Raw genomic sequence first — 24,909 nt, 5'->3', positions numbered from 1 at the left:
TACTATGTTTTTATATGATATCGATAACACATTATTAAAACTAATTTTTTTATATAAGAAGTATCCCATGAATTAAGCAATAAAACTATCGATAGATAAATACTATTAATAACCCACATCCATACTATAGGATTTATGTTATCTAAAAGAACACAGGAACGTAATAAAATATGAAAAATAAAAAAAATTATATATAAAAAAACAGTTACCAATAAATTTATTAAATAATTATACGAAACAACAGTAATTAATAACGTTGTGATCATTGGCATAAGAAAAATAGATACTAATAAAGTTAAACGCCAATGTAACTCTGCACGCATCTCTGATTTATTAGAACACCATAACTGATGCATAAACATATGATCAACAGATTCATTTTCTTCATAAAATGTTTTAATAGTACTATTGATTAACATTTGATACTGAGAAAAATCAGTAATAAGCACATCCTGGCACAACTCACATTTATTATAAATTTCATAATATGTACCTTTTTTTAAAATAATTAATCGGGAGCCATCAGGATTTCTACAAACACTGCCTTGATCTGAAGTAATAATTATAAACATACTGTTATCTTTATCTGAATTTGTTTTTGACAAAAACACATTTTTTAATTTATTTCCCTGAATGCTATCCGAAAACAAAATTAAATATTTAGTAGCCAATGGTTGAAATTTTCTTTCTGAAAAAATAACTAAATTAATGTTTTCCTTAATTTTATACAATAATTTACTTTGATAACTTGAGCAATAAGGAGATAACCACGATATATTAATCATAGTGCATGTAGCAACGATCCCACTAAAAAAAAATATACTTCTTATAAAAATGTATTTATCTACGGCACAAGAATACATAGCTATAATTTCATTATGAGCATGTAATCGATAAAACGTTACTAAAACGCTCAAAAATACGCTAAAAGGAATAAGTAATTTTCCTGATTCTGGCATATTTAATCCAAGACATAGAAAAACCAAATATATTGAAATACCACTATCTATCACCAAACTCAACATTTTGATCAATTTTTGACAAAAACACACTAAAAATAATAATGTTAGAATGATTAACTGATTTCTAAATATTTCTTTCAATATATATTTGGTAAATATCATTATTTTACCTAAAAAACTTGTTTTTAAATAAAAAATAAGTATCGTAATAATAACAGATTGTGGTATTAAAAAATGATACATATTCGTTTTTTATAATGTAAGAAAATTATCCATTACGTTATAAACACAATACAATCTCACCCTGATATATTTCAATGTTTTATATAAAATATAAAAATTGTAAATATTGTGACTAATTTATTTTTTGAGTATGCCATTTGACATATTTATATACAGGAAATATTATGATAAAATTTAACGTTACTAGCGGGCATCAAGAATTATATCCTGATAGTTGCATAATTACTGGTACATTTGAAGAATTAAATTTATTTCCTTCAACAAAAAAAATTGATGACGTAAGCAAAGGATACATCAGTTCATTGTTACGTCGTGGCGCGTTACACGGAAAAGTCGCGCAAACGCTCTTATTATACGATGTTCCTCATTTACATAATAGACAAATTTTATTAGTTGGGTGCGGTAAAAAATCTGATTTTGATGAAAATTGTTATAGAAAATTAATTCGAAAAATAACAATCTTATGTAAAGAGATACCTATAATTAGAATATTACTTTTTTTAAGTGAATTAAATATAAAAGGATACGATAATTATTGGAAAATAAGACAAACCATGGAAATCGTTAATGAAGAGTTGTATGTTTTTAATAAATTTAAAAATAGCAAAAAAACTACACTGAATAAATCACTAAATGAAATAATATTACATATACCTAATGAAAATGAATTAGGATGTTGTAAAAAATCTATTAGAGATGGATTATCTATCGTTCATGGAATAAAAATAGCTAAAGACCTAGGAAATATGCCCCCTAATTTTTGTACTCCTGATTACTTTGTAAATCAAGTAAATGAATTATCTAATTGTGATAACGTCACAATAAATATAATCAATGCTTTAGAAATGAAAAAATTAGGTATGAATGCTTATTTAGCGGTAGGAAAAGGGTCTAATTATGCTCCCGCAATGCCTATAATTAAATACAGAGGGCATCCTGAAGGGTCTAATATTCCTCCCATTGTACTTATAGGAAAAGGTTTGACCTTTGATTCTGGTGGAATTTCTATCAAAGAATCAAATAAAATGGACGAAATGAAATATGATATGTGCGGAGCTGCCGTAGTATATGCAATTATGCGTATAGCCATAGAACTAAATTTACCATTAAATATTATCGGAATACTTGCTATTTGTGAAAATATGATAAGTCATACTTCATTTCGTCCAGGTGATATCCTGACTACTTTATCTGGAAAAACAGTGGAGGTATTAAACACCGATGCTGAAGGTCGTTTGGTTCTATGTGATGCATTGACATATGCAGAACGTTATAAACCAGATGTTGTAATAGATATAGCTACATTAACTGGAGCTTGTGTTATTGCTTTAGGACATCATTTTAGCGGTTTAATGTCTAACAACAAAAACTTAGCCGACGAACTAATTCTGGCTGGACAACAATCTAAAGATTATGTTTGGAAATTACCATTAGACGAAATGTTCCAAAAACAATTAAAATCTACATGTGCGGATATGACAAATGTTGGGGGTAGACCTGGTGGTGCTATTACAGCCGGATGTTTTCTTCATCAGTTTGCCTATAAATATCGTTGGGCACATTTAGATATTGCTGGAACAGCATGGGTATCTGATTATTGCGATAAAAGCGCAACAGGTCGCCCCGTTGCGCTTTTATCGCAATATCTGATTAATAGATCATCCCATAAAATTTAAATTATCTTTATTAATCAATACTAACTTTATAACAGAATCACACCAAAATAAATTTATATTTTATTTTTATAATCAATTATCATTGATTATAAAAATAATAAAAATTAATAACATATGAAACGAAGTATTTTTTATTTACTATCTCAAGAATTTGAACAAAAAAATAGACCTAATTACATAGAACAGCTTGCTTGTAAGTTAATAAGCACACAATGGAGATCTGGAAAAACCATCTTAGTAACTTGCGAAAATGAACATCAAGCTACAAAAATAGACAAAATATTATGGACATTTGACCAAAATTCATTTGTGCCACATAATCTATTTGGAAAAACCATCCAGAATGCTCCAATCGTCATATACTGGAGTCAGTGTTGCTACGATAATCAACCAAAAGATCTATTAATAAACCTTATGCTAAAAAATATGAATTTTTTCTTAAATTTTAATGAAATAATAGATTTCGTTCCTATATCTGACATTTTAAAAAAATGGGCAAGATACAGATACCGATCTTACAAAAGAAATGGATTTCAGGTAAGTGTTGTTAACACACCAACTGAATGAGTAATTATATCGTGGAAAAAATATATAATCCTAAAAACATAGAAGAACCAATTTATAAATTTTGGGAATATGGAGACTACTTTAGTCCCCATGGAAATACATCTCAAGAAAGTTATTGCATTATGATGCCTCCTCCTAATATTACAGGACAATTACATCTCGGACATGCATTTCAACAAACTATTATGGATGTTTTGATTCGTTATCAAAGAATGCAAGGAAAGAATACTTTATGGCAAACAGGAACAGATCATGCTGGAATTGCCACTCAAATGTTAGTAGAACATAAAATTTATAATAATACAGGTAAAACTAGACATGATTACACACGAGATGAATTAATAAAAAATATTTGGGCATGGAAAAGTCAATCTGAACAGATTATTACTTACCAAATGAAACGATTAGGAAATTCAGTAGATTGGAAACGACAACGTTTCACCATGGACACAGAAATGTCTTATGCAGTAACAGAAGCTTTTATTCGATTATATCAAAAAAATTTAATTTATAGAGGAAAAAGGTTAGTAAACTGGGATTGTAAATTACAAACCGCAATTTCTGATCTAGAAGTTATAAATAAAAAAACAAAAGGCTCTATATGGTATATATATTATAAATTAGATAATGCTACTATCAGTTCGAATTCTCATCACTTAATTGTCGCAACAACGCGACCAGAAACTATGTTAGGAGATACTGCCGTTGCAGTGCATCCGGAAGATACTCGCTATAAAAATTTAATTGGACAATACGTTATTGCACCCATAACTAACAGACGTATTCCTATTATTTCTGACAAAAACGTAGACATGTTTAAAGGCACTGGTTGTCTTAAGATTACTCCTGCCCATGATTTTAATGATTATATTATAGGAAAAAGACATGGATTGCCTATGATAAATATTTTTTCACTTGATGGCAAAATTCTTAAAAAACTAGAAGTATTTAACAGTTATGGACAACTTACCGATCAATTATACTGCAAAATTCCCCAAATATTCCATAATCTTAACAGTGATAATGCGCGAAAAAAAATAATTTCCGAATGCAATGCACTTAAATTATTACACAATATAGAACCTCACGATTTAACAATTCCATATAGTGATCGCACTGGCACTATAATTGAACCCATGTTAACTGATCAGTGGTATATACGCGTTAAACATTTAACACAACACGCGATAGACGCGGTAAATTTAAATATAATTAATTTCGTTCCGAAACAATATAAAAATATGTATTTCAGTTGGATGAACAACCTTCAAGATTGGTGCATCTCTCGTCAAATCTCGTGGGGACATAAAATCCCTGCTTGGTATGATGATAACAACACAATATACGTAGGATACTGCGAAAAAGATATCAGAATAAAAAATAAATTAAATAATAACGTAATATTGCATAGAGAGAAAGATGTATTAGATACATGGTTTTCTTCAAGTCTTTGGACATTTGCTGCTTTAGGTTGGCCTAAAAATACTAATTTATTAAATGTATTTCATCCTACTAATATTATAATCAGTGGATTTGACATCATATTTTTTTGGATCGCACGAATGATTATGTTAACTATGCATTTCATTAAAAATGATAACGGATCGGCACAAATTCCTTTTAAAAATGTATATATTACTGGTCTTATACGCGACGAATTAGGTCAAAAAATGTCTAAATCTAAGGGAAATATTATTGATCCAATAGACATAATAGATGGTATTTCAATAGAAAATTTATTAAAAAAACGTACAAAAAACATGTTACAACCACAATTATCTAAGCATATTATAAATAATACTATAAAACAATTTCCTAATGGAATTAAACCTCACGGAACTGATGCTTTACGATTTACATTGGTAGCATTAGCATCATCTGGACGGGATATACATTGGGATATGCAACGACTAACAGGTTATCGTAATTTTTGCAATAAATTATGGAATGCTAGTCGCTTTGTTCTTATGCATACCAAAAATCAAGATTGTGGTATATCTATCAATGAAAAATCATTTGCCTTAGCAGATCGTTGGATCATTACAAAATTTCATCAAACAATACAAATTTTTCATAAAAAATTAGAAATTTATCGTTTTGATGAAGTAGCAAATATTTTACATGAATTTATTTGGCATCAGTTTTGTGATTGGTATCTAGAATTAACGAAACCAATACTTTATCATGGAAATGCATTAGAACTAAGAGGTACACGTTACACATTAATCACATTATTAGAATCATTACTGCGACTAACACACCCAATTATTCCTTTTATTACAGAAAAGATTTGGCAAGAAGTTAAAACAGTTACTGGGAATAACGGAAAAACTATCATGTTACAACCATTTCCAAAATATGATGCATCTGTAATTGACATGAAATCCGTAATAGATATTGAATGGATTAAAAACGCCGTTTTAGCAATACGTACCGCTCGTGTAAACATGAATATATCATATAATATACCCCTACAGATAGTATTTAGAGATACTTCATCAGAAGTTAAAAAACGCATTACAGAAAATTCCAACATTTTATGTCATATTGCTCAATTAAAAAGTATCCATTTCATATCAAAAGGCACGATCTATCCAAAATCAATGACAATGCCTTTAGATTCATCAGAACTATTAATACGTATACCAGATATATTTAACAAAGAAAACGAAATAAATAGATTAAAAAAAGAATCAGAATTAATAAATCGTAAAATTGAAACAATACAAAAACTACTAGATGACAATAATTTCATTAAGCAGGCGCCAAAATCTGTCATCAAAGACAAACAAGCGCTATTAAATTATTATGAACGAATTCAAAATAAATTGATTGATCAATGTGCTATCATGAAGAAACCGTAATTATTTTATATAACAATATCTAAATAAAATAACTTGGAGAATAAATTTTCTATTCGTATTTTAAGTATTAAAAATTTAATAATAAATTTATTTCTTTATTTTTAATTAATTGTTAAATAATTGTCACGCTATGTTTCATCAAAATTAATTTCTACACATTTAAAAAATTTAAATTTAACATAATAAAATTTTTTTTAAATGACATTTTTCATTGAAATATAAATAACCACATTATCTATATAAATATCAACAGATAGGTAAATGTCATATGAATCAATTATATAAACGGTCTTTTTTACGATTAATAGATTTCACTATAAATGAAATTTATTATCTATTACAATTATCCAGTTATTTAAAACACCAAAAAAATACACATACTGAAATTAAAAAATTAAATGGAAAAAACATTGTACTCATCTTTGAAAACCATTCAACTAGAACAAGATGTGCTTTTGAAGTAGCAGCATTTGATCAAGGCGCGTGTGTGACCTGCTTGACTCCAAATATTAGTCAAATTGGGCATAAAGAATCTATTAAAGATACTGCTAAAATATTAGGAAGGATGTATCATGGGATTCAATATCGTGGTTATAGTCAAGATACAGTTACTACATTTGCACAATATTCTGGAGTACCAGTATGGAATGGACTTACTGTGAAATTTCATCCAACACAATTACTTGCTGATCTTATGACTATGAAAGAACAACTACCCCATAAAATGTTTCATCAAATGAAATTAGCCTATATAGGAGATGCAAAAAACAACATCAGTAATTCTTTATTAGAAGCTGCCGCAATAATGGGATTCGATTTAAGATTAGTATCACCTAAAATATTTTGGCCGATACAAGAGCTATTTATAAAGTGTCAAAATATTGCACAACGTAATAATGGAAATATCACACTTACTGAAGATATCCCTATCGGAATAAAGGACGTAGATTTTCTATACACTGATGTATGGGTATCTATGGGAGAAAATGAAAAAGTATGGAAAGAACGTATTTCTTTATTATCTCCATATCAAGTAAATCATCGTATGATCCAAAATACCAATAATCCAAATGTAAAATTTTTACATTGTTTACCGGCATTACACAACAGTGAAACCACTATTGGTAAAAAAATAGCACGACAATATAATTTAAAAAATGGAATAGAAGTAACAAATGACATATTCGAATCTCCGTATAGTGTAGTGTTTGATCAAGCCGAAAACCGTTTGCATACTGTCAAAGCTCTGATCCTGGCAACATTACTGCCTGATTCCACTAATTTTAATCAATAGTAATAGAATAGATTCTATTATTTTTTTATATAAATACTAAAAATAATGCCTTATTTTTAATGCAAATTCATTAGGATAAATTATATGCTTCAGGTTATCAGTACAAAAAAATCTCCCATTCCTCTCGGACCTTATGTACAAGCGATAGACATAGGAAACATAACATTTGTATCTGGGCAAATAGGAATACGCCCAGATACAAATGTTATCCCCGACAACATTTACGATCAAACGTATCAATCACTAGAAAATATCAAAAATATCATAGAGGCCGCTGGCCTACAAATCAATAATATTATTAAAACTACATTATTCATTGTTGATATCAATGATATTCCTACTATAAATATCAGCTATATGAAATTTTTTCATTCATCTTCTTTACATGAAGATATAATTTTACCAACACGTTCCTGTGTAGAGGTTTCTAGATTACCAAAGAATGCCAAAATAGAAATTGATGCTATCGCTACACGTATTTTATAAATTTAATAATAATCGTGAAAATAAAACACTAACACACAACAAATGAACAAATTATTTCGCATAATCCCTATTATTCTAGAAATGCTCTCACAGTTATTCATTAATAATAAAAAGCATATAAATACAACATAGTCATAATATGACTGAAATTTTTTCATCATTATTGCATACATTTTTCTTTCAAAAAGAAAAATCTGATAATACCAAATACTGTAGAATCTTATTCTTGCAATAATTACGAATAATAAACATATTATTCATTTAGATAGCATCTCTGATTCATATATCAAAGCTTGTTCTGTATCATACTGATTCTCCCACTTTGCAATTACTAACACCGCTAAAGCATTACCTATAACATTTAACGCTGTACGACCCATGTCTAAAACCCTATCCACTCCTGCTATAAACGCCAATCCTTCCAATGGAATACCTACGCTGCCTAATGTAGCTAACAATACTACAAATGAAACTCCTGGAACACCAGCGATACCTTTAGAAGTGATCATTAAAGTCAATACTAAAATAATTTCCTGACTTAAAGATAATTCAATACCATATAATTGTGCAATGAAAATAGCAGCAATACTTTGATATAAAGTTGATCCATCTAAATTAAAAGAATAACCAGTAGGCACTACAAATCCAGTGATAGTTGACGGAGCTCCATAAGCTTCCATTTTTTCTATAATACGTGGTAATACAGTTTCTGAACTAGCAGTAGAAAAAGATAAAATCAGTTCTTCTTTTAAAATACAAATTAATTTCCAAATTCTAAGATTGCATATGCGTGCCACTATACCTAATACTACTAATGCAAAAAAAACAATAGCACCATAGACTAATAATACAAGTTTAGTAAGAGGCAACAAAGAGCTAAATCCAAAAGTCGCAACTGTAACTGAAATTAAAGCAAACACCCCAATAGGAGCATAACGCATTACTATATGTGTTACTTCGAACATAGTATCCGCTACAGAATTAAAAATGTCCAATAATGGAGTTTTAGTTTTTTCTGGCAATGTAGCTAGTCCAAGTCCAAAAATTACCGAGAAAAAAATAACTGGTAACATATCTCCTTTAGCCATAGAATTAATAATATTCGAAGGAATCAACGATAACATAGTATTTACCAAATTTGACTGTATTTCAGATGTAGTTTGCTCGTACATTGAAATATCCGTTTTCGAAAGAAGAGACATGTCAATGCCATAACCAGGATGCAACAAATTAGCAAAAGCTACACCAAGTACTATAGCAAGTGTTGTAATAATCTCGAAATAAATAATAGTCTTTAAACCAATACTTCCCAATTTTCTTGCATCTCCAATACCAGCGATTCCAACCACCAATGTAGCCATTACAATGGGAACCACGATCATTTTTATCATACGAATAAAAATTTCTCCAGCTGGAGAAAGAAATGTCGTGATCATCCAATCTTTTAATTCTGTTTGATTATGCAATACAATTCCTAAAACAATACCCAAGTTTAAAGCAAAAAAAATTTTCCAAGCAAGGGTAATTTTAAACTTTCTAATCATCATAGTTACCCCTTAATTAAAATGAGTTATTTTTTTATTTCACATCAATCCGGAATTAATTATATCAACTGATTTAAATTCTCTTCCAAAAAATCCCCATTAAACAACACAAACGTACACCAAGAAACTGCTAACCAAATATAAATTAATTTATAGAAAATTTCTTAACCTTCATATCAAAAAAATGTCACATAACCTATAAATTATTTATTAAACACAATTACTTGAAAAAACAAAACTCAACGCAACATCTTTTTATGTGCATTGAGCAATATATATACTGAACACCTAAAATTATATATCAACTATTTATAAAAACTTACAAAGAGACACAAGAACACTAACATTAATATCTATAACTTCCAAAATAGAGATATACCCTTAACAATTTTTTAAATTACCTTTTCAACAAAGGATAAGATCATCCATCGTTTAAGTCAACTGTTTACATAATTAAATATTCATAAAAAATTTCATTTTATTAACAAATTATATCTTGCATTAATGCGTAACAACCATAACAATAATAATATATTTTACAATATATGTAATCGCTCTTTACTATATCAAAAAATATGACAATGGAATATGTGTGATCTTGACATCAATTCCTGTTAATTCCTTAAAATTTCTCAGCATTAATGATATAAATATTTATAAAAATTGCAATCACCCTTATTAAATAAGGTAATATTATTCATTCTCTGCTAATAAAGCTTCTAAAAAATCTAAGTCGCGTAACAATTTAGTTAACGTTTCATTACTAATTTTTTGTTGCGCACGTAAATGATAATATTCTCCTCTTTCAGCGCGTAATGCGTTTAACCTCATCCGTCTCTCTAACTCTTCAGTTAACATAGAATTTACATCATTATTTCCGTCTATACGACGGCGTAAATTACCTATAACACGTGCGCTTACCTCATTAATAATTTGACTATCAATATTTTCTTCTTGGCTATGCATTAACCGTTCTTCTAGTTTATATAAACTTTCAATAGCTACTTCTGCTGCTATAGCCCGTGCCATACGCTCTTCTTTTCGTTGTAATAATTTATCAGATACTATAATTCCCTGCAACAACCACGGAAGAACAATTACACCACATAATAAAGAGAATAAAATAACACCAGTGGCAATAAAAACCAATTGATAACGAAACGGAAAAGCTGATCCATCTCTTAAAAAAAGCGGTATTGAAAGTACTCCTGCTAATGTAATAGCACCACGTACTCCAGCAAAAGAAGCAATTAAAATTTCTCGTACACTATATTCACTAAATACCATTGGACGTTTAGTCATAAAATATAAACTTATATTTTTCATTAACCACAACCACCCAAATCTAAGTATCATTAATGCGAAATAAATAAGAATTACATATACAAATAACATCCATGTTTTAGTAGTTGGATCCATTGCTGCTTGTGAAATAGAAGTCGATAAAATATCTGGTAATTGCAATCCCAGCATAATAAACACCATACCATTAAACACAAACTCTAACATTGTCCAAACACTATTTCCCCTCAAACGCATAGCTAACGGGGCATTACGGATTATTCCTGATTGGCCAATAGTCATTCCTGAGGCAACTGACGATAATATTCCAGATACTCCAATATGCTCAGCAACTAAATATGCCGCAAAAGGTAACAATAAAAGAAGTATTGTTTGAGTAGCAGGATCACCACCACTCCAATGCGTAATAAACCTTAATGATTTACTATATCCCCAAGTAACAGCTATCCCAGTTAATAAACCACCCATAGATATTTTAATAAATTCTATAGAAGCCCCGCTCACACTGAAAACCATAGTGCCCATAGCTACTGAAATAGCAAATTTAAGAGATACTAATCCTGACGCATCATTCATCAAAGCTTCTCCTTGAAGAATGTCCATAAGCTTTTTAGAAATACGTCCCTCTCCTACAATACCTGAAAGCGCTACTGCATCAGTTGGAGATAAAACTGCTGCCAATGCTAACGCTGCTACAAGAGGCATGTCTGGTATCATCCAATGAATTAAATATCCAATACCAACCACAGTAATAATTACCAACACCAATGCTAATATAACAATTTCACCTCCATGACGTAAAAACTCACGAATTGGAGTTTTCCAACCATCGGAGAATAATAACGGGGGGATAAAAAGCAATAAAAATAGCTCAGGATTAAAATCTACATGTAATCCAAATCTAGGCCAAGCTAATAAAGCCCCTAATACAATTTGCATAAGAGGCAATGGCATTTGAAACGGCAAAATTCGTGTTATAACTCCTGAAACAGAGACAGCTAAAGTAAGAATCAGAATCGTAAAAAAAATCTCCATACTTTAAATCTCAATCATATCCAAAAAAATAAGTATTTTTCTACAAATATAGTATTTAGTTTTTATATGTACTTCATATTGTGAATAAGCACGGCATACCTATAAAGTATTAAACAAAACGATAAAATTATATATATGAATATACGCGGCCTTTAATTATACACTACTCATAAGAAATGAAATATTTTTATATTTACTCTAACAATATAAATTTATAATTTTGTTATTTAAGTACTATCAGTATAGTACTGATATATAATACTACACTGATTGCAACATCCTAAATATATATTTTGCAATAGGTTTAGGAATATTTAACACGCTTTAATATAACTACATGGATTGAATACTAGCAAGGACATAAGTACATATTTGATATGCTTTTATGTTTAAAAAAACACAGCAATAATATCAAATATTTTAGTACACTACGCATGTTGTGTTTATAGGTGTATATGAACGTAAAAAATAATTATTGAAAAATCCAACCTATACCACCTATACAATAATGAAAATGACTCATTAATTTTTAATACATCTAACCCATCTAAAAAGGAATATCCTCGTCATCGAAATTAACATCGACCGGGTCACCCCCCGATACATCATTCGATATGGTTTTATCGTCGCTATTCATTACATTCTGATTATCTAACGATACATTTTCTCCTGAATGACGACTACCCAACATTTGCATTGCGCCTCCAATACTAACAATAATTTCAGTAATATACCGATCTTGTCCATTTTGATTTTGCCATTTTCTAGTTTTTAACGATCCTTCAATATATACCTGAGAACCTTTATGCAGATATTCTGATGCAATTTCTGCTAATTTCCCAAATAACACCACACGATGCCACTCAGTTTTTTCTTTAAATTCATTAGTTTGTTTATCTTTCCAGGATTCAGTAGTAGCTACTGAAATATTAGTAACCATACTACCACTAGACATATAACGAACCTCTGGCTCCTGACCAAGATACCCTATTAAAATAACTTTATTAATTCCCCTATTAGCCACAACTCCTCCATTCATTACATCGTATGGTTATTTTTAATATTTTATTAAAGTAACCACGCTATTGCCGTTTAATAAACCCGTATATTTAATATACTTAAATAAAAATTAATATTATTACTAATATCTTTACAAAAAACCCACACAATAAAGTGTATTATATTAAAAATCAATATTCTTCACTTAACACCGCACTATATTAGCAAAAATAATTTAAAATTATTTAACGTATTTTATGAACAAATGTAAATTATATTTAAAATAAATATATAATAATAAATTTCAAATAATCATTCATTCCATGTGTTATATTTGTTACAGTATAAAATATTATAAAAATAATATACATACATTATGTGCCATTTTTTACAAAACAGATACCAAAAGTTTATCATAGAATAAATACATAAATTATTTCATATAATAATATCTATAACCAATCCATATCACTAATAAAATATTAATATTGACCAGATTCAACATAGTTATCAAATCGAGAACATTTTCCGTTAAACATCAATCGTATAGTGCCAATGGGACCATTCCGTTGTTTCCCTAGAATAATTTCAGCAATCCCTTTCATTTCACTGTTTTCATGATACACTTCATCACGATAAATAAATAAAATAAGATCAGCATCTTGTTCAATTGCTCCGGATTCACGCAAATCTGAGTTAACGGGATGTTTGTCAGTGCGTTGTTCTAAACCTCTGTTTAACTGAGAAATCGCTATGACTGGTACTTTCAATTCCTTAGCTAAAGCTTTTAACGATCGAGAAATTTCTGAAATTTCTAATGTGCGATTATTAGATAAAGACGGTACTCTCATTAATTGTAAATAATCAATCATAATTAAACTCAAACCATCGTGTTCACGGAACAACCTACGAGCCCGTCCACGCACTTCAGAAGGTGTTAAACACGAGGAATCGTCAATATATATATTGCGCTTTTCCAAAAGAAGTTCCATAGCACTAGTAATTCTTTCTCGATCTTCATTATTCAGTCGTCCCGTGCGAATACGTACTTGATCAACTCGAGATAATGAAGCTAACATACGTATCATAATTTGATCGCCAGACATTTCTAAACTAAATATCAATACTGGTTTTTTTTCAGTCATTGCGGCATGTTCACACAAATTCATAGCAAAAGCAGTTTTTCCCATAGAAGGGCGAGCGGCAATAATTATAAGATCAGATTTTTGTAAACCATCAGTTTTTTTATCCAAGTCTCTATATCCGCTAGAAACACCAGTAACACCATATTTTGGTCTATTACATACCTGCTCAATATGAGCGATTGTCTTTTCTAAAATATGGTCTATTCCTTTTGGATTAATATTATGATTGCTTTTACTATGTGAAATTTGAAAAATGAGAGATTCAGCTAAATCCAATAGCTCATCACTGCTTCGGCCTTGAGGATTATATCCGGCATCAGCAATTTTATTTGCTATAGAAATCATTGCGCGTATTACTGATCGTTCGCGTACTATATCTGCATATGCAACTACGTTAGAAGCACTGGGAACATTCTTTGATAATTCTGCTAAATACGCAAATCCTCCTACTAATTCCAATTTTCCTTGAATCTCTAAAGATTCTGACAGTGTTATTAAGTCAATAGGTTTATTTGTTTCCAGTAAACGTTTCATTTCAGTAAAAATAATTCGATGAGCATAATTAAAAAAATCATCAGAATTTATTTGTACTGATATATATTCCCATTGAGTATTATCTAACATTAAACCACCTAACATTGATTGTTCAGCTTCTAATGAATACGGTGGTATTTTCATATTATTTACTTGCTGATCATGAGAAACATGCATTTTTAATATTTTCCCCGCATAAATTTCTATTTTCCTTAACAAGAAATATCTAAATTTTAAACACGAAAAATCATATTTCCACTATTACAATACCATATAAAACACCTAAAATAATTACACTGATATAAATCATAAAACCATATGTACAGACATCATGCGTACATACATTAAAGTTATTTAAAATAATATAAATAAAATTAAAAAATACACTGTTATATTAAATAATCTCAGCATTTTTTATTAACGTAATTTGAAAATACTTACAGTTTATTAATGAATTAATAACATACAACAAATAAACATCTGTTATAAACGAAAAATAACATCGCTTATGTGTAATTATCCTGTAATATCATTCATATTCGTTTACTGTAAACTGTATACTTATAAATGCAAAAGATGTAATAATTTTATAAATCCATAATTTTTTATATACTATATAATTACTTTTTAGCATCATCTTTTTCAGTACATACCTAATAATTTTTTATTTATACGTCCTATGCTGATAGTAATACAAACATATCATTAATAATTAAGGAACAGTATGAATACTAATATCCAAAAAATATTAACTCAAATTAAAAAACTATGCGAACAACGATGTGTGCGTTTAACACCGCAACGCTTGGCAGTGTTACGATTGATATCCCAATACAACGGAGCTATAAGCGCTTATGATTTACTGCATTTACTGCGACAATCTTCACTACCTCATGCAAAACCTTCTACTATTTATCGTGCTTTAAATTTTCTATTAGCACAAGGATTTATTCATCGCATTGAATCTACCAATAGTTTTATGTTATGCCGCTATTTTTTTGAATTATCACATAATTTTGCTTTCTTTATTTGTAAGAGTTGCAAACAAGTTACCGAACAAACTACAAAAGGAATCGAAGAAATTTTACAAAATACGGCTAAAATTACAGGGTTTACTATGTTTAATAATGTTATTGAAGCACACGGACTATGTCCGAAATGTATTGCCCTTGAATTGCGACCAAATTTTAAACCCTAATTATTTTAATATATGTAATGACATTAATAAAATACTAATATATACGTCATCAATTAACGTAATGACACACATCAATTTAAGTAAAAATCGATGTTGCAACTATACCTATGTATTAATACTAACTTAAACTAAAATTATTAATGTTCAGAATCTATAAAACTACATAAAAATTAACCACAAACTTATTATTAATATTTTATTACACACAGCAATCGTATTCATTTAAATACGTTTATCCTGCACACTCTTATTGTTTAGAGTGAAATTGATTATATTTAAATTAATGGAAACTCGAAGCAATACCTATGAACACTAACATACCTACATAATTATTACTTAAAAAAGCCTGAAAATATCTTATTCGTTTTCTTTTATTAATTAATATTTGTTGCCACATAAATAATATGATGACTCCAAATAATGAAAAAAAATAAAATACTACAGTAAATCTCTCCTTCCATCCAATAATTCCTAATATAAATACAATACATAACTGCAATATTCCTATTAAAAATTTATCCATGTCGCCAAACAATACAGCAGATGACTTTATTCCAACATATATATCATCTTCCCGATCTATCATAGCATATTGCGTATCATATACTATTGTCCATACAGTATTCATTAGAAATAATAACCAAGCAGTACTATTTATGGGATTATTAATTGCAGTAAACGCCATTAAAATAGGCCAACTAAACAATAATCCTAACATTACTTGGGGAAAATAAATATATCTTTTAAGATACGGATATATCCAAGATAATATTAGGGCTACTACAGATAAAAAGATAGTAATAAAATTAAAACTTAAAACCAATATGAATGCAATAAAAAGAAGTATCGATAACGCCACTAATGCCTCTTTTTTCCTGATCATACCAGATGGTAATGGACGGGTTTTAGTACGTTGAACATGACTATCGATATCGTAATCAACATAATCATTGATTATGCAACCTGCAGAGCGCATACACAGTGCCCCGGCAACAAACACTATCAAAACAACTTTGTCAGGGATACCTTTGTGTGATAACCACAGCCCCCATAAAGTAGGCCATAATAATAGAAAAAACCCAATAGGTTGATTAATGCGCATTAACTGTGCTAAATTATAGCACTTTTTGATAAAAAAAAGCCTGTTTGACATAAAATTAGTAAATAATATAATCGTTATAACTTTTACCGATAATACTATCAATGATAAATATCATCATCATAGTATATAGAATGGCATTGCGGATATTTATTTCGTTTGTATTTCATGAAATAACTACGTATTACTGTAATTGTATCCATTGCCAATTTGTTAAACCAATAAATATTGTGTCATATACAATAGGAAGCAGACATGAAATATTTTTATAAAAAACATGATCATACAATAGAAAAATATATCATATATGCACATGATCATCATAAAAAAATATAATTTTCTTTTTCTCTACATAGATTCTCTTAGATAATACGAATTTTATCATTTTAATAATGGCGTATTTCTTATGTCACATTTTCTCTTTAACTTAGAAATACACATCAGCATTATGTTGATTCTGGCATTGATTCTCGTATTTGTTTATGAAGCTATTAATGGTTTTCATGATACTGCTAATTCTGTAGTCACTGTAATTTACACCTGTGCGTTACGTTCTCATAGCGCAGTATTGATGTCGGGAATATTTAATTTTTTAGGCGTAACATTGAGCGGTTTAAGTGTTGCATATACAATTATCCACTTACTTCCCACACATTTTTTTATGAATACCAATGCTAACCATATTTTAGCTATGATTTTTTCTACATTATTTGCGGCAATACTATGGAATCTTGGAACGTGGTATTTCAGGTTACCTACTTCTAGTTCTCATACTTTAATTGGAACATTAATTGGGATCGGATTAGTGCACGCAATTATTACGCATTGCCCAATGATGCAAGGATTGAATATTCCAAAATTAATTAATATTTTTTTATCACTAATAATATCACCAATAATAGGTTTGACACTAGCTAGAATAATTATGTTAATATTATGTAGATACTGGAATAACAACAAAAAACATAAAAACATTCATATTACTCCAACTCAACAAACGCAACAATATGGAAGACCCCAACCATCATTATGGACTCGTATTATATTAATTTTATCTGCAGCTGGAGTTAGTTTTTCTCATGGAGCAAACGATGGGCAAAAAGGAATTGGACTCATTATGTTACTGTTAATAGGAGTAGCTCCAGCAAACTTCATGCTGAATATGCATGCTAGCAGTCATGAAATATCCCGTACTCGAAATGCTGTTAACAATTTTTATGAATATTATACTCAAAACTATAACAATTTTAAAACTATCATACCATCAGAAATCACATCTATGCCTATATCATTAGCATTAAATCAACTAAAAGTTATCGTTCCTTCCATTAAAGACTCTACGCAATTTTTTATAAATAACAATAACGTAACATATTTTAATAAATGTCTGTCTACTTCAGAAACAGAGATACAACTAAGAAAAATTTTTCATGATTTGTCACTAACTCTTACTATTATTAATAACGCTTTATTACTACTTGAAAATTTAGATAATTATGCGCAATTAAACATAGATCAACGCTCCCAAATGAGACAATTACTCATATATATAGTAGATATTTTAGACCAAATCATAGTACTTCCAGAAACTTCATATAAAAATAAAAATTTTCTTAAACATTTAAAAGAACATTTGCTGCACACAATTGAATACGCACCGACCTGGATTATTTTAGCTGTTGCATTGTCATTATCTCTGGGAACGATCATTGGATGGAAACGAGTTGCTACCACTATTGGTGAAAAAATAGGAAAAAAAGAGATGACTTACGCACAAGGTTTATCAGCTCAATTAACCACAGCTATTTCCATAGGTACGGCAAGTTATGCTGGTATGCCTGTTTCCACAACTCATGTGTTATCCTCATCCATTACGGGAAGTATGCTAATTCGGGGATGGGGAGTACAAGGGAAAACAATAAAAAATATATTAATAACTTGGTCATTAACTGTACCTGTTTCTATTGTGCTAAGCGGAAGTTTTTATTGGGCTACACTACGGTTATTACATAAATATATTCAAATATAAAAAATATAAACATAAATAAAAAATTAAATCAACAAACTTGTAATATTGTTCTATATTTTTATTAAAAAGAAAGTTCTTCATTTCAAATGATATTTTTAAAATGAAGAATTTTGTAAGTATTAAAAAAATAATACTTATTACCATTTCGATTTATTAATTAACACTTTTATTTATAGATAACACGATTATCCAGATTTCTTTACACATGACTATCAAAATAGTCTAGCATGAAAACTAATATGAAAAAATCTTCAACATCAGTATATCGATAATCCTTTTAATAAATAATTCAAAAAATACACATATTATTTTAAAAAATAAAAACCTCACATCCTTTGTCTATAATAAACATTAAAAACATCAATCTATCATTCTTAATTGCAGAATGATTCACATATAAAATAATATTTTTAATAATTTATGCATATTATATTGATATGGAATGGTCAACAGAAACAGGGATCCCGTAATACTTTAGCATAGGTTCTACTGTCATAGTTTGTGTGCAAAATTTTACCAAACATTTTTTCAAATCGATAGTACCCCCCAACGCAAGGATGTCATTAAGAAACAATTTCCCTATTTTTGAATTAAGAATACCTAATTCTTGAAAACGACACCAAACGTTAGATGCTAACATATCTGCCCATAAATAGCTATAATACCCCGCAGAATAATCATCAGAAAAAGCATGCAGAAAAGAGTTAGGGAAACGATCCCAATCCATTGAAAGATGACACGTTGATACTTGTTTTATTACTTCGTTAAATATTTTTAATGCACTCCTTTTTTCTCCTGGTATATATTCATGATGTATTCGTAAATCAAATAACCCATATATCACTTGACGTAAAAGATAAGATGATGATTGATATGTTTTTATTTTTAATAAATTATTTATGATATAACCAGGTAACGATTCTTTTGTTCGATAATGCATAGAAATTAATTGTAATACATCGGGATCCCAACAAAATTTTTCCATAAGTTGACTAGGTAATTCTAATGCATCCCAAGGTACTCCATTAACTCCAGATATTTCCGGAATATCAATACGTGTCATGATATGATGTAGTACATGGCCAAATTCATGAAACAAAGTCATCACATCATGATGCGTTAACAAACATGATGATTTTTGATTCTCTGAACAATTAAAGTTACAAGTTAAGTATGCGATAGGTTTTTGGCTAATAGTATCATTTCGATACATCTTACCTACTAACTCATCCATCCAAGCACCCTCACGTTTATCATCTCTAAGATACATATCTAAATAAAATCCTCCCATCCATCTATCTTCTCCATCAAAAATATCAAAAAATCGTACATCAGAATGCCATGTTTCTACATTAGAACGCTCTTTAATAGTAATTCCGTAAATACGATTCACTACTGCAAACATTCCATGAAGTACTGTTTTTTCAGGAAAATAACAACATAATTCTTCATTTTTAATAGAAAAAAGATATTGTTTCTGTTTCTCTCTATAATATGCAATATCCCATGGATTTAAAGATATACAAGAGCTGTTTTTTTTAGAAAAATTTTGTATTTCTAAAAATTCCTTATATTCAGAAGAACGTATCTGGATAGATAAATTCATAAGAAAATTAAATACTTTTTTTGGGCTCTGTACCATTCTTTTTGATAAAGATTTTTCAAAATAACTTCTAAATCCTAATATTTTTGCTAACTCATAGCGTAATGCAAGAATTTCATCCATTACTAAAGTATTATCCCATTTTCCACTATTAGGTCCTTGGTCAGAAGCACGAGTATTAAAAGCCCAATATAGCTCTTCTCTAAGTTCTTTTGTATCACAATAAAAAAGAACTGAAGAATAACTAGGGTATTGCAGTGTAAATAACCATCCTTTTTCTCCACGAGCTTGTGCTGTTAAACGAGCAATCTCCAATGCATGATCTGGTATCCCAGATAATAACTTTTTTTCAGTAATTAACTTGCTCCAACCTAGCGTTGCATCAAATACATTATTAGCATAATTTGACCTTAATCGAGACAATCTAGAAGTTATATATGCATATATTTTTTTTTTCTGGGGAGATAAATAAATCCCCGATAACTTAAAATTATGTAAAATATTATTTAATACTTTTTTCTGTATTACGCTCAACTTTTGACCGGAATCTCCACGTTGTAATGATTGATAAGATTTATACAATCCATCATGTTGATTGATCCAATTCCTATATTCAGAAATAAATGACAGACTTTCTTCATAAACCTTACGTAATGCTAAATTATGCTGTACAGAATTTAAATGTGTTATCGGAGACCAAATGCGTTGCAATTCATTTTCTGCAATCATCAACGGATAATATAACGTATCCCAAGTTATACGTTTTTCAGATACAATCTGATCTACCGTATTATAACAATTAGTCAAAATCTTTTGTACAGCTTCTTTTACATGATTTATCTTAATAGAAGAAAATGGAGGGAATATAGAATAATTTAATAACGGATTATTATCCATATAATAAAACCTAAAAATTAGTAACTATTATGTAGCCAAATTTGAAATCTTCCGTTGTATCGAGTTTATATATCTAAACGGGACACACGTATATCTGATGTATACACTTATTTATTTATTAAATGATCTTGATTACAGTATCATTTCGCACAAAAAATTAAATAAAAATATATTACTACTTTTATATCGGTGAGGAAGGATTTGAACCTTCGACCTATACGTCCCGAACGTATTGCGCTACCAAACTACGCTACTCACCGTACTATAAGTATAGTCATATATAACTACAATTTAAATACAAATATTTTCGTTCTCATTAACACAATTAATAATAATAAAATTTAAAATTACTAATTCAATCTTATCAATAAAATAATCCCTCTGGATATATATTCAAATTATATTATTTATAATATCAAGTTTCATTAAAAATCAATATATACATAACTATCATTTTAATAACGCAATTATTTTTTATACATTTATTAATAAATAATCTACTTGTATACATTATTTATTAATAAATGTATAATTTAAATTGTTCTTAGAATTACTACGCTTTAATATTTACATAACTATGGAGAAATTTTTATTATGAGTTTCATATTACCTTCTTTAACTTATTCATATGATGCTTTAGAGCCATTTCTTGATGAAAAAACTATGAAGATTCATCATACAAAACACCATCAAGCATATATTGATAACGCTAATGCAGCACTAATTGATTTACCTGAATTTTCCAATCTACCTGTCATAGAATTAATAAAAAAATTAAATCATTTACCTAATCAGAAAAAAACCATATTACGCAACAATGCCGGAGGACATATCAATCATAGCCTTTTTTGGAAGTATCTTAAAAAGAATACTATACTTCAAGGATCATTAAAAGATGCAATAGAATACAACTTTTCAAGTATCTCTTCTTTTAAAGAGCATTTTGAAAAAACTGCTATCAGTCGTTTTGGATCTGGTTGGGTATGGCTCATAAAACACAATAATATTTTATCTATAGTATCTACTGCCAATCAAGATAACCCATTAATGGGGATAGATATCTCCGGAACAAATGGGTATCCAATTCTTGGATTAGATGTGTGGGAACACGCTTATTATTTAAAATATCAAAATCGGCGTTTAGATTATATTAGATCATTTTGGAATGTAGTCAACTGGGATGAAGTATACGCACAATTTAATCAAGTATAAAAATACTTGTTAATTAACTAAAGTGGTCAGATTTTTTCAATATTCATGTAAAACTTATGGCCACTTTCTAAATCTCAATCAGTAAGTGTCTTGAGATGTATATTTGTACATTTAAAATTTTAATAAAGCAATATCCGCTATCCTTAAAAATAAATTTTTAACCTTATTTAGCAAAGTTAATCGATTAATTTTTATATCTTCATTTTCATCCATAATTATAACATTATCAAAAAATGCATTTACTGCGCTTGTTATTGTTATAGCAGCAGTTAGTGCATCATAATAACGATGGTGCATGCACAATACCTGTAGCCTCTTTTCTATCGAAATCACCTCCATGGCTAAACATATTTCTTCTGGTATTTTTAACAAAAAATATTGCACATCCTCATTACAAGATATTTTCTTTTTTAATAGTATATTAGATATACGTTTATAAATTAAATTTACCTTAACATTTTCCTCTTTGTGTAATCTAAAAAAATCAGTAACTGCTTGTATTCGGGCATCGATATCTACTACGCTATCAGATTTAACACTTAACACTGCTTTAATAACATCTAGTTTATAACCTCTCGAGGTATACCAGGAAAGTAAACGATTACACATAAAATTATGAATATCATTAATAACTGTCGTATTAATTAATTGTGAACCATATAATTTTACTGACTTTTGTATTAGATCAAATAAATTTATTGGTAATTTTTTATATATAAGAATGCGTAAAATTCCAATTGCAGATCTCTTTAAAGCAAACGGATCTCTATTACCTTTCGGTAACTCTTTCACACCAAATATACCTGATATAGTATCCATTTTATCTGCGATAGATACAGCACAAGAAATATGAGTAGTAGGAAGTGTATCCTTAGAAAAACGTGGTTGATAATGTTCCTTTTGTGCTAATGCTATTTCTTCTGACTCACCATCACGGCGAGCATAATGCATACCGATAGTTCCTTGAGCTGAAGGAAACTCAAATACCATATTGCTCATTAAATCACACTTACACAAATACCCAGCGCGTTTTGTCTGTTCTATATCTACACCTATTTTTTCAGCAATCCATCCAGATAATTCTTCTATACGCCAACTTTTATCACGCAAAGTACCAAGCCTACTATGAAATAACACAGAATTTAATTTAGGTATATAATCTTCCAAACGACATTTATTATCTTGCATTAAAAAAAACTCTGCATCCATTAAACGTGGAATTATCACATTTTCATGTCCAGCAATAATTTTCTTATAATTATCTGAAATCGTATTCGATACAAAAATAAAATACGGTAATAAAACTCCATCGATAACATTATACACCGGAAAATATTTTTGATCGTATTTCATAATATGAAGTATTACTTCGCGTGGTAATGCCAAAAATTTATTATTAAATTGACCAGAAAGAATTACAGGCCATTCAACTAACGAAGTAACCTCTTCTAACAAAATTTTTTCATCCTGAACATCTACAACTCCCCCAATTTTTCTAGCTTCTTTTTCTATCTCCGAACATATAATATTTTTACGTATATCGTAATCTGCTATTACCCAACCCTTTTTAATCAAAATATCTGGATAATGATCTGCATGTTCAAGAGTAATTTTATCGTCTTCCATACATCTATTGCCATACAATACCCGATCTGTTTTCATGCCAAAAAAATAACCAGGAATAAGATATGTATCTAACAATATAGTCACAGTACGAACAGGTCGAATAAATGGAATATCTATGTCACTCCAACGCATCATTTCATAATTATTTAATTTTTCTAAAGCGGAACTAATAATTTTACACAATAAATATTTTAAATTTTTATGTATTACTATATTTTTATCGCATTCCAATGTTCTTTGAACATTATTCACGCACACACCACTTCTAATATTTATATTATTAACTATATGATTGATTTGAGTATCTGTATTGTTAATATATTTATCATATGTGTCGCCAGTATCTGATTGATCAACACATGCAATTTTAGTATTAAAATCACTTTTTATTATTAAATTAGCCTTGACTGCTAAACGACATGAAGATGCAAACCAATTAACCTTATCGTAAACAAAATTATTTTTTTTAAACCCACTAATAATTTGATAAAAAAAGTCTTTTCCTAATTTTTTTAAAATTTTAGATGGTAACGATTCAGTACCAATCTCTACTAAAAAAGTACATACTTTCATTATAAAATTATCCTTGCATTA

At 29.2% G+C, this 24,909-nt stretch carries 16 protein-coding genes and 1 tRNA gene; 8 read left to right on the top strand and 9 right to left on the bottom strand.

The window, feature by feature from the left end; all coding sequences use genetic code 11:
- Positions 1-2 precede the first annotated feature (2 nt).
- Positions 3-1,124, bottom strand: coding sequence for an LptF/LptG family permease (locus BCHRO640_RS00185; protein WP_015344342.1), 1,122 nt, complete (start codon positions 1,122-1,124; stop codon positions 3-5).
- Between the two features lie 245 nt (positions 1,125-1,369).
- Between BCHRO640_RS00185 and BCHRO640_RS00180 the strand changes: the two genes are divergently transcribed.
- The 5 genes from BCHRO640_RS00180 (at position 1,370) to BCHRO640_RS00160 (ending at position 8,092) form a co-directional block, all read left to right on the top strand.
- Positions 1,370-2,881 carry a leucyl aminopeptidase gene (locus BCHRO640_RS00180; RefSeq protein ID WP_015344341.1) on the top strand — a complete coding sequence of 504 codons (1,512 nt, stop codon included), beginning with the start codon at positions 1,370-1,372 and terminating at the stop codon, positions 2,879-2,881.
- A gap of 114 nt (positions 2,882-2,995) precedes the next feature.
- Entirely contained in the window at positions 2,996-3,448 is a 453-nt protein-coding gene (locus BCHRO640_RS00175; RefSeq protein WP_015344340.1) for a DNA polymerase III subunit chi, read from the top strand.
- Between the two features lie 11 nt (positions 3,449-3,459).
- Positions 3,460-6,312 carry a valine--tRNA ligase gene (locus BCHRO640_RS00170; RefSeq protein ID WP_015344339.1) on the top strand — a complete coding sequence of 951 codons (2,853 nt, stop codon included), beginning with the start codon at positions 3,460-3,462 and terminating at the stop codon, positions 6,310-6,312.
- Positions 6,313-6,580: 268 nt separating this feature from the next.
- On the top strand, positions 6,581-7,606 hold the full coding sequence (gene argF / locus BCHRO640_RS00165; RefSeq protein WP_015344338.1) for an ornithine carbamoyltransferase: 1,026 nt from the start codon (positions 6,581-6,583) through the stop codon (positions 7,604-7,606).
- An 84-nt stretch (positions 7,607-7,690) separates the two neighbouring features.
- On the top strand, positions 7,691-8,092 hold the full coding sequence (locus BCHRO640_RS00160) for a Rid family detoxifying hydrolase (protein WP_015344337.1): 402 nt from the start codon (positions 7,691-7,693) through the stop codon (positions 8,090-8,092).
- 257 nt (positions 8,093-8,349) lie between these two features.
- Here the strand turns inward: BCHRO640_RS00160 and gltP are convergent, their stop codons facing one another.
- From gltP to dnaB, 4 genes are all read right to left on the bottom strand, one after another.
- Positions 8,350-9,639, bottom strand: a complete 1,290-nt coding sequence (gltP, locus tag BCHRO640_RS00155; RefSeq protein ID WP_011282585.1) for a glutamate/aspartate:proton symporter GltP — start codon at positions 9,637-9,639, stop codon at positions 8,350-8,352.
- Positions 9,640-10,329: 690 nt separating this feature from the next.
- Positions 10,330-11,973 carry a Na+/H+ antiporter gene (locus tag BCHRO640_RS00150; protein ID WP_015344335.1) on the bottom strand — a complete coding sequence of 548 codons (1,644 nt, stop codon included), beginning with the start codon at positions 11,971-11,973 and terminating at the stop codon, positions 10,330-10,332.
- 547 nt (positions 11,974-12,520) lie between these two features.
- Positions 12,521-12,997, bottom strand: coding sequence for a single-stranded DNA-binding protein (ssb, locus tag BCHRO640_RS00145; RefSeq protein ID WP_015344334.1), 477 nt, complete (start codon positions 12,995-12,997; stop codon positions 12,521-12,523).
- Positions 12,998-13,454: 457 nt separating this feature from the next.
- Positions 13,455-14,828 carry a replicative DNA helicase gene (gene dnaB, locus BCHRO640_RS00140; RefSeq protein ID WP_015344333.1) on the bottom strand — a complete coding sequence of 458 codons (1,374 nt, stop codon included), beginning with the start codon at positions 14,826-14,828 and terminating at the stop codon, positions 13,455-13,457.
- Between the two features lie 547 nt (positions 14,829-15,375).
- Here dnaB and zur point away from each other — a divergent pair.
- Entirely contained in the window at positions 15,376-15,849 is a 474-nt protein-coding gene (gene zur, locus BCHRO640_RS00135) for a zinc uptake transcriptional repressor Zur (RefSeq protein ID WP_015344332.1), read from the top strand.
- 280 nt (positions 15,850-16,129) lie between these two features.
- On the opposite strand, the gene ubiA is transcribed toward zur, so the two are convergent.
- A complete protein-coding gene (gene ubiA / locus BCHRO640_RS00130; RefSeq protein ID WP_015344331.1) occupies positions 16,130-17,002 on the bottom strand; it encodes a 4-hydroxybenzoate octaprenyltransferase in 873 nt (290 codons plus the stop codon).
- Between the two features lie 352 nt (positions 17,003-17,354).
- Here ubiA and BCHRO640_RS00125 point away from each other — a divergent pair, with 352 nt between their 5' ends.
- Positions 17,355-18,977, top strand: a complete 1,623-nt coding sequence (locus tag BCHRO640_RS00125; RefSeq protein ID WP_015344330.1) for an inorganic phosphate transporter — start codon at positions 17,355-17,357, stop codon at positions 18,975-18,977.
- A 427-nt stretch (positions 18,978-19,404) separates the two neighbouring features.
- Here BCHRO640_RS00125 and BCHRO640_RS00120 read toward each other — a convergent pair whose 3' ends face one another.
- Positions 19,405-21,477 (bottom strand): M3 family metallopeptidase, encoded by a 2,073-nt coding sequence (locus BCHRO640_RS00120; protein ID WP_015344329.1) that lies wholly within the window; start codon positions 21,475-21,477, stop codon positions 19,405-19,407.
- Between the two features lie 186 nt (positions 21,478-21,663).
- Positions 21,664-21,737 (bottom strand) — tRNA-Pro (locus BCHRO640_RS00115).
- Positions 21,738-22,071: 334 nt separating this feature from the next.
- On the opposite strand from BCHRO640_RS00115, the gene BCHRO640_RS00110 reads away from it, so the two are divergent.
- A complete protein-coding gene (locus BCHRO640_RS00110) occupies positions 22,072-22,689 on the top strand; it encodes a Fe-Mn family superoxide dismutase (RefSeq protein ID WP_015344328.1) in 618 nt (205 codons plus the stop codon).
- Between the two features lie 111 nt (positions 22,690-22,800).
- On the opposite strand, the gene glyS is transcribed toward BCHRO640_RS00110, so the two are convergent.
- Positions 22,801-24,888 (bottom strand): glycine--tRNA ligase subunit beta, encoded by a 2,088-nt coding sequence (gene glyS / locus BCHRO640_RS00105; RefSeq protein ID WP_015344327.1) that lies wholly within the window; start codon positions 24,886-24,888, stop codon positions 22,801-22,803.
- Positions 24,889-24,909: the final 21 nt, after the last annotated feature.

The sequence above is a fragment of the Candidatus Blochmanniella chromaiodes str. 640 genome (genome assembly GCF_000331065.1).
Classification (GTDB): Bacteria; Pseudomonadota; Gammaproteobacteria; order Enterobacterales; family Enterobacteriaceae; genus Blochmanniella; species Blochmanniella pennsylvanica.
This window is presented reverse-complemented; position numbering and strand designations above follow the sequence as displayed.

What these genes read in the sequence shown, in the direction of transcription:
- BCHRO640_RS00185 (WP_015344342.1), bottom strand. Translation starts at nt 1,124, where the DNA reads ATGATATTTACCAAATATATATTGAAAGAAATATTTAGAAATCAGTTA.
- BCHRO640_RS00180 (WP_015344341.1), top strand. Translation starts at nt 1,370, where the DNA reads ATGATAAAATTTAACGTTACTAGCGGGCATCAAGAATTATATCCTGAT.
- BCHRO640_RS00175 (WP_015344340.1), top strand. Translation starts at nt 2,996, where the DNA reads ATGAAACGAAGTATTTTTTATTTACTATCTCAAGAATTTGAACAAAAA.
- argF (WP_015344338.1), top strand. Translation starts at nt 6,581, where the DNA reads ATGAATCAATTATATAAACGGTCTTTTTTACGATTAATAGATTTCACT.
- BCHRO640_RS00160 (WP_015344337.1), top strand. Translation starts at nt 7,691, where the DNA reads ATGCTTCAGGTTATCAGTACAAAAAAATCTCCCATTCCTCTCGGACCT.
- gltP (WP_011282585.1), bottom strand. Translation starts at nt 9,639, where the DNA reads ATGATGATTAGAAAGTTTAAAATTACCCTTGCTTGGAAAATTTTTTTT.
- BCHRO640_RS00150 (WP_015344335.1), bottom strand. Translation starts at nt 11,973, where the DNA reads ATGGAGATTTTTTTTACGATTCTGATTCTTACTTTAGCTGTCTCTGTT.
- dnaB (WP_015344333.1), bottom strand. Translation starts at nt 14,828, where the DNA reads ATGCATGTTTCTCATGATCAGCAAGTAAATAATATGAAAATACCACCG.
- zur (WP_015344332.1), top strand. Translation starts at nt 15,376, where the DNA reads ATGAATACTAATATCCAAAAAATATTAACTCAAATTAAAAAACTATGC.
- ubiA (WP_015344331.1), bottom strand. Translation starts at nt 17,002, where the DNA reads ATGTCAAACAGGCTTTTTTTTATCAAAAAGTGCTATAATTTAGCACAG.
- BCHRO640_RS00125 (WP_015344330.1), top strand. Translation starts at nt 17,355, where the DNA reads ATGTCACATTTTCTCTTTAACTTAGAAATACACATCAGCATTATGTTG.
- BCHRO640_RS00120 (WP_015344329.1), bottom strand. Translation starts at nt 21,477, where the DNA reads ATGGATAATAATCCGTTATTAAATTATTCTATATTCCCTCCATTTTCT.
- BCHRO640_RS00110 (WP_015344328.1), top strand. Translation starts at nt 22,072, where the DNA reads ATGAGTTTCATATTACCTTCTTTAACTTATTCATATGATGCTTTAGAG.
- glyS (WP_015344327.1), bottom strand. Translation starts at nt 24,888, where the DNA reads ATGAAAGTATGTACTTTTTTAGTAGAGATTGGTACTGAATCGTTACCA.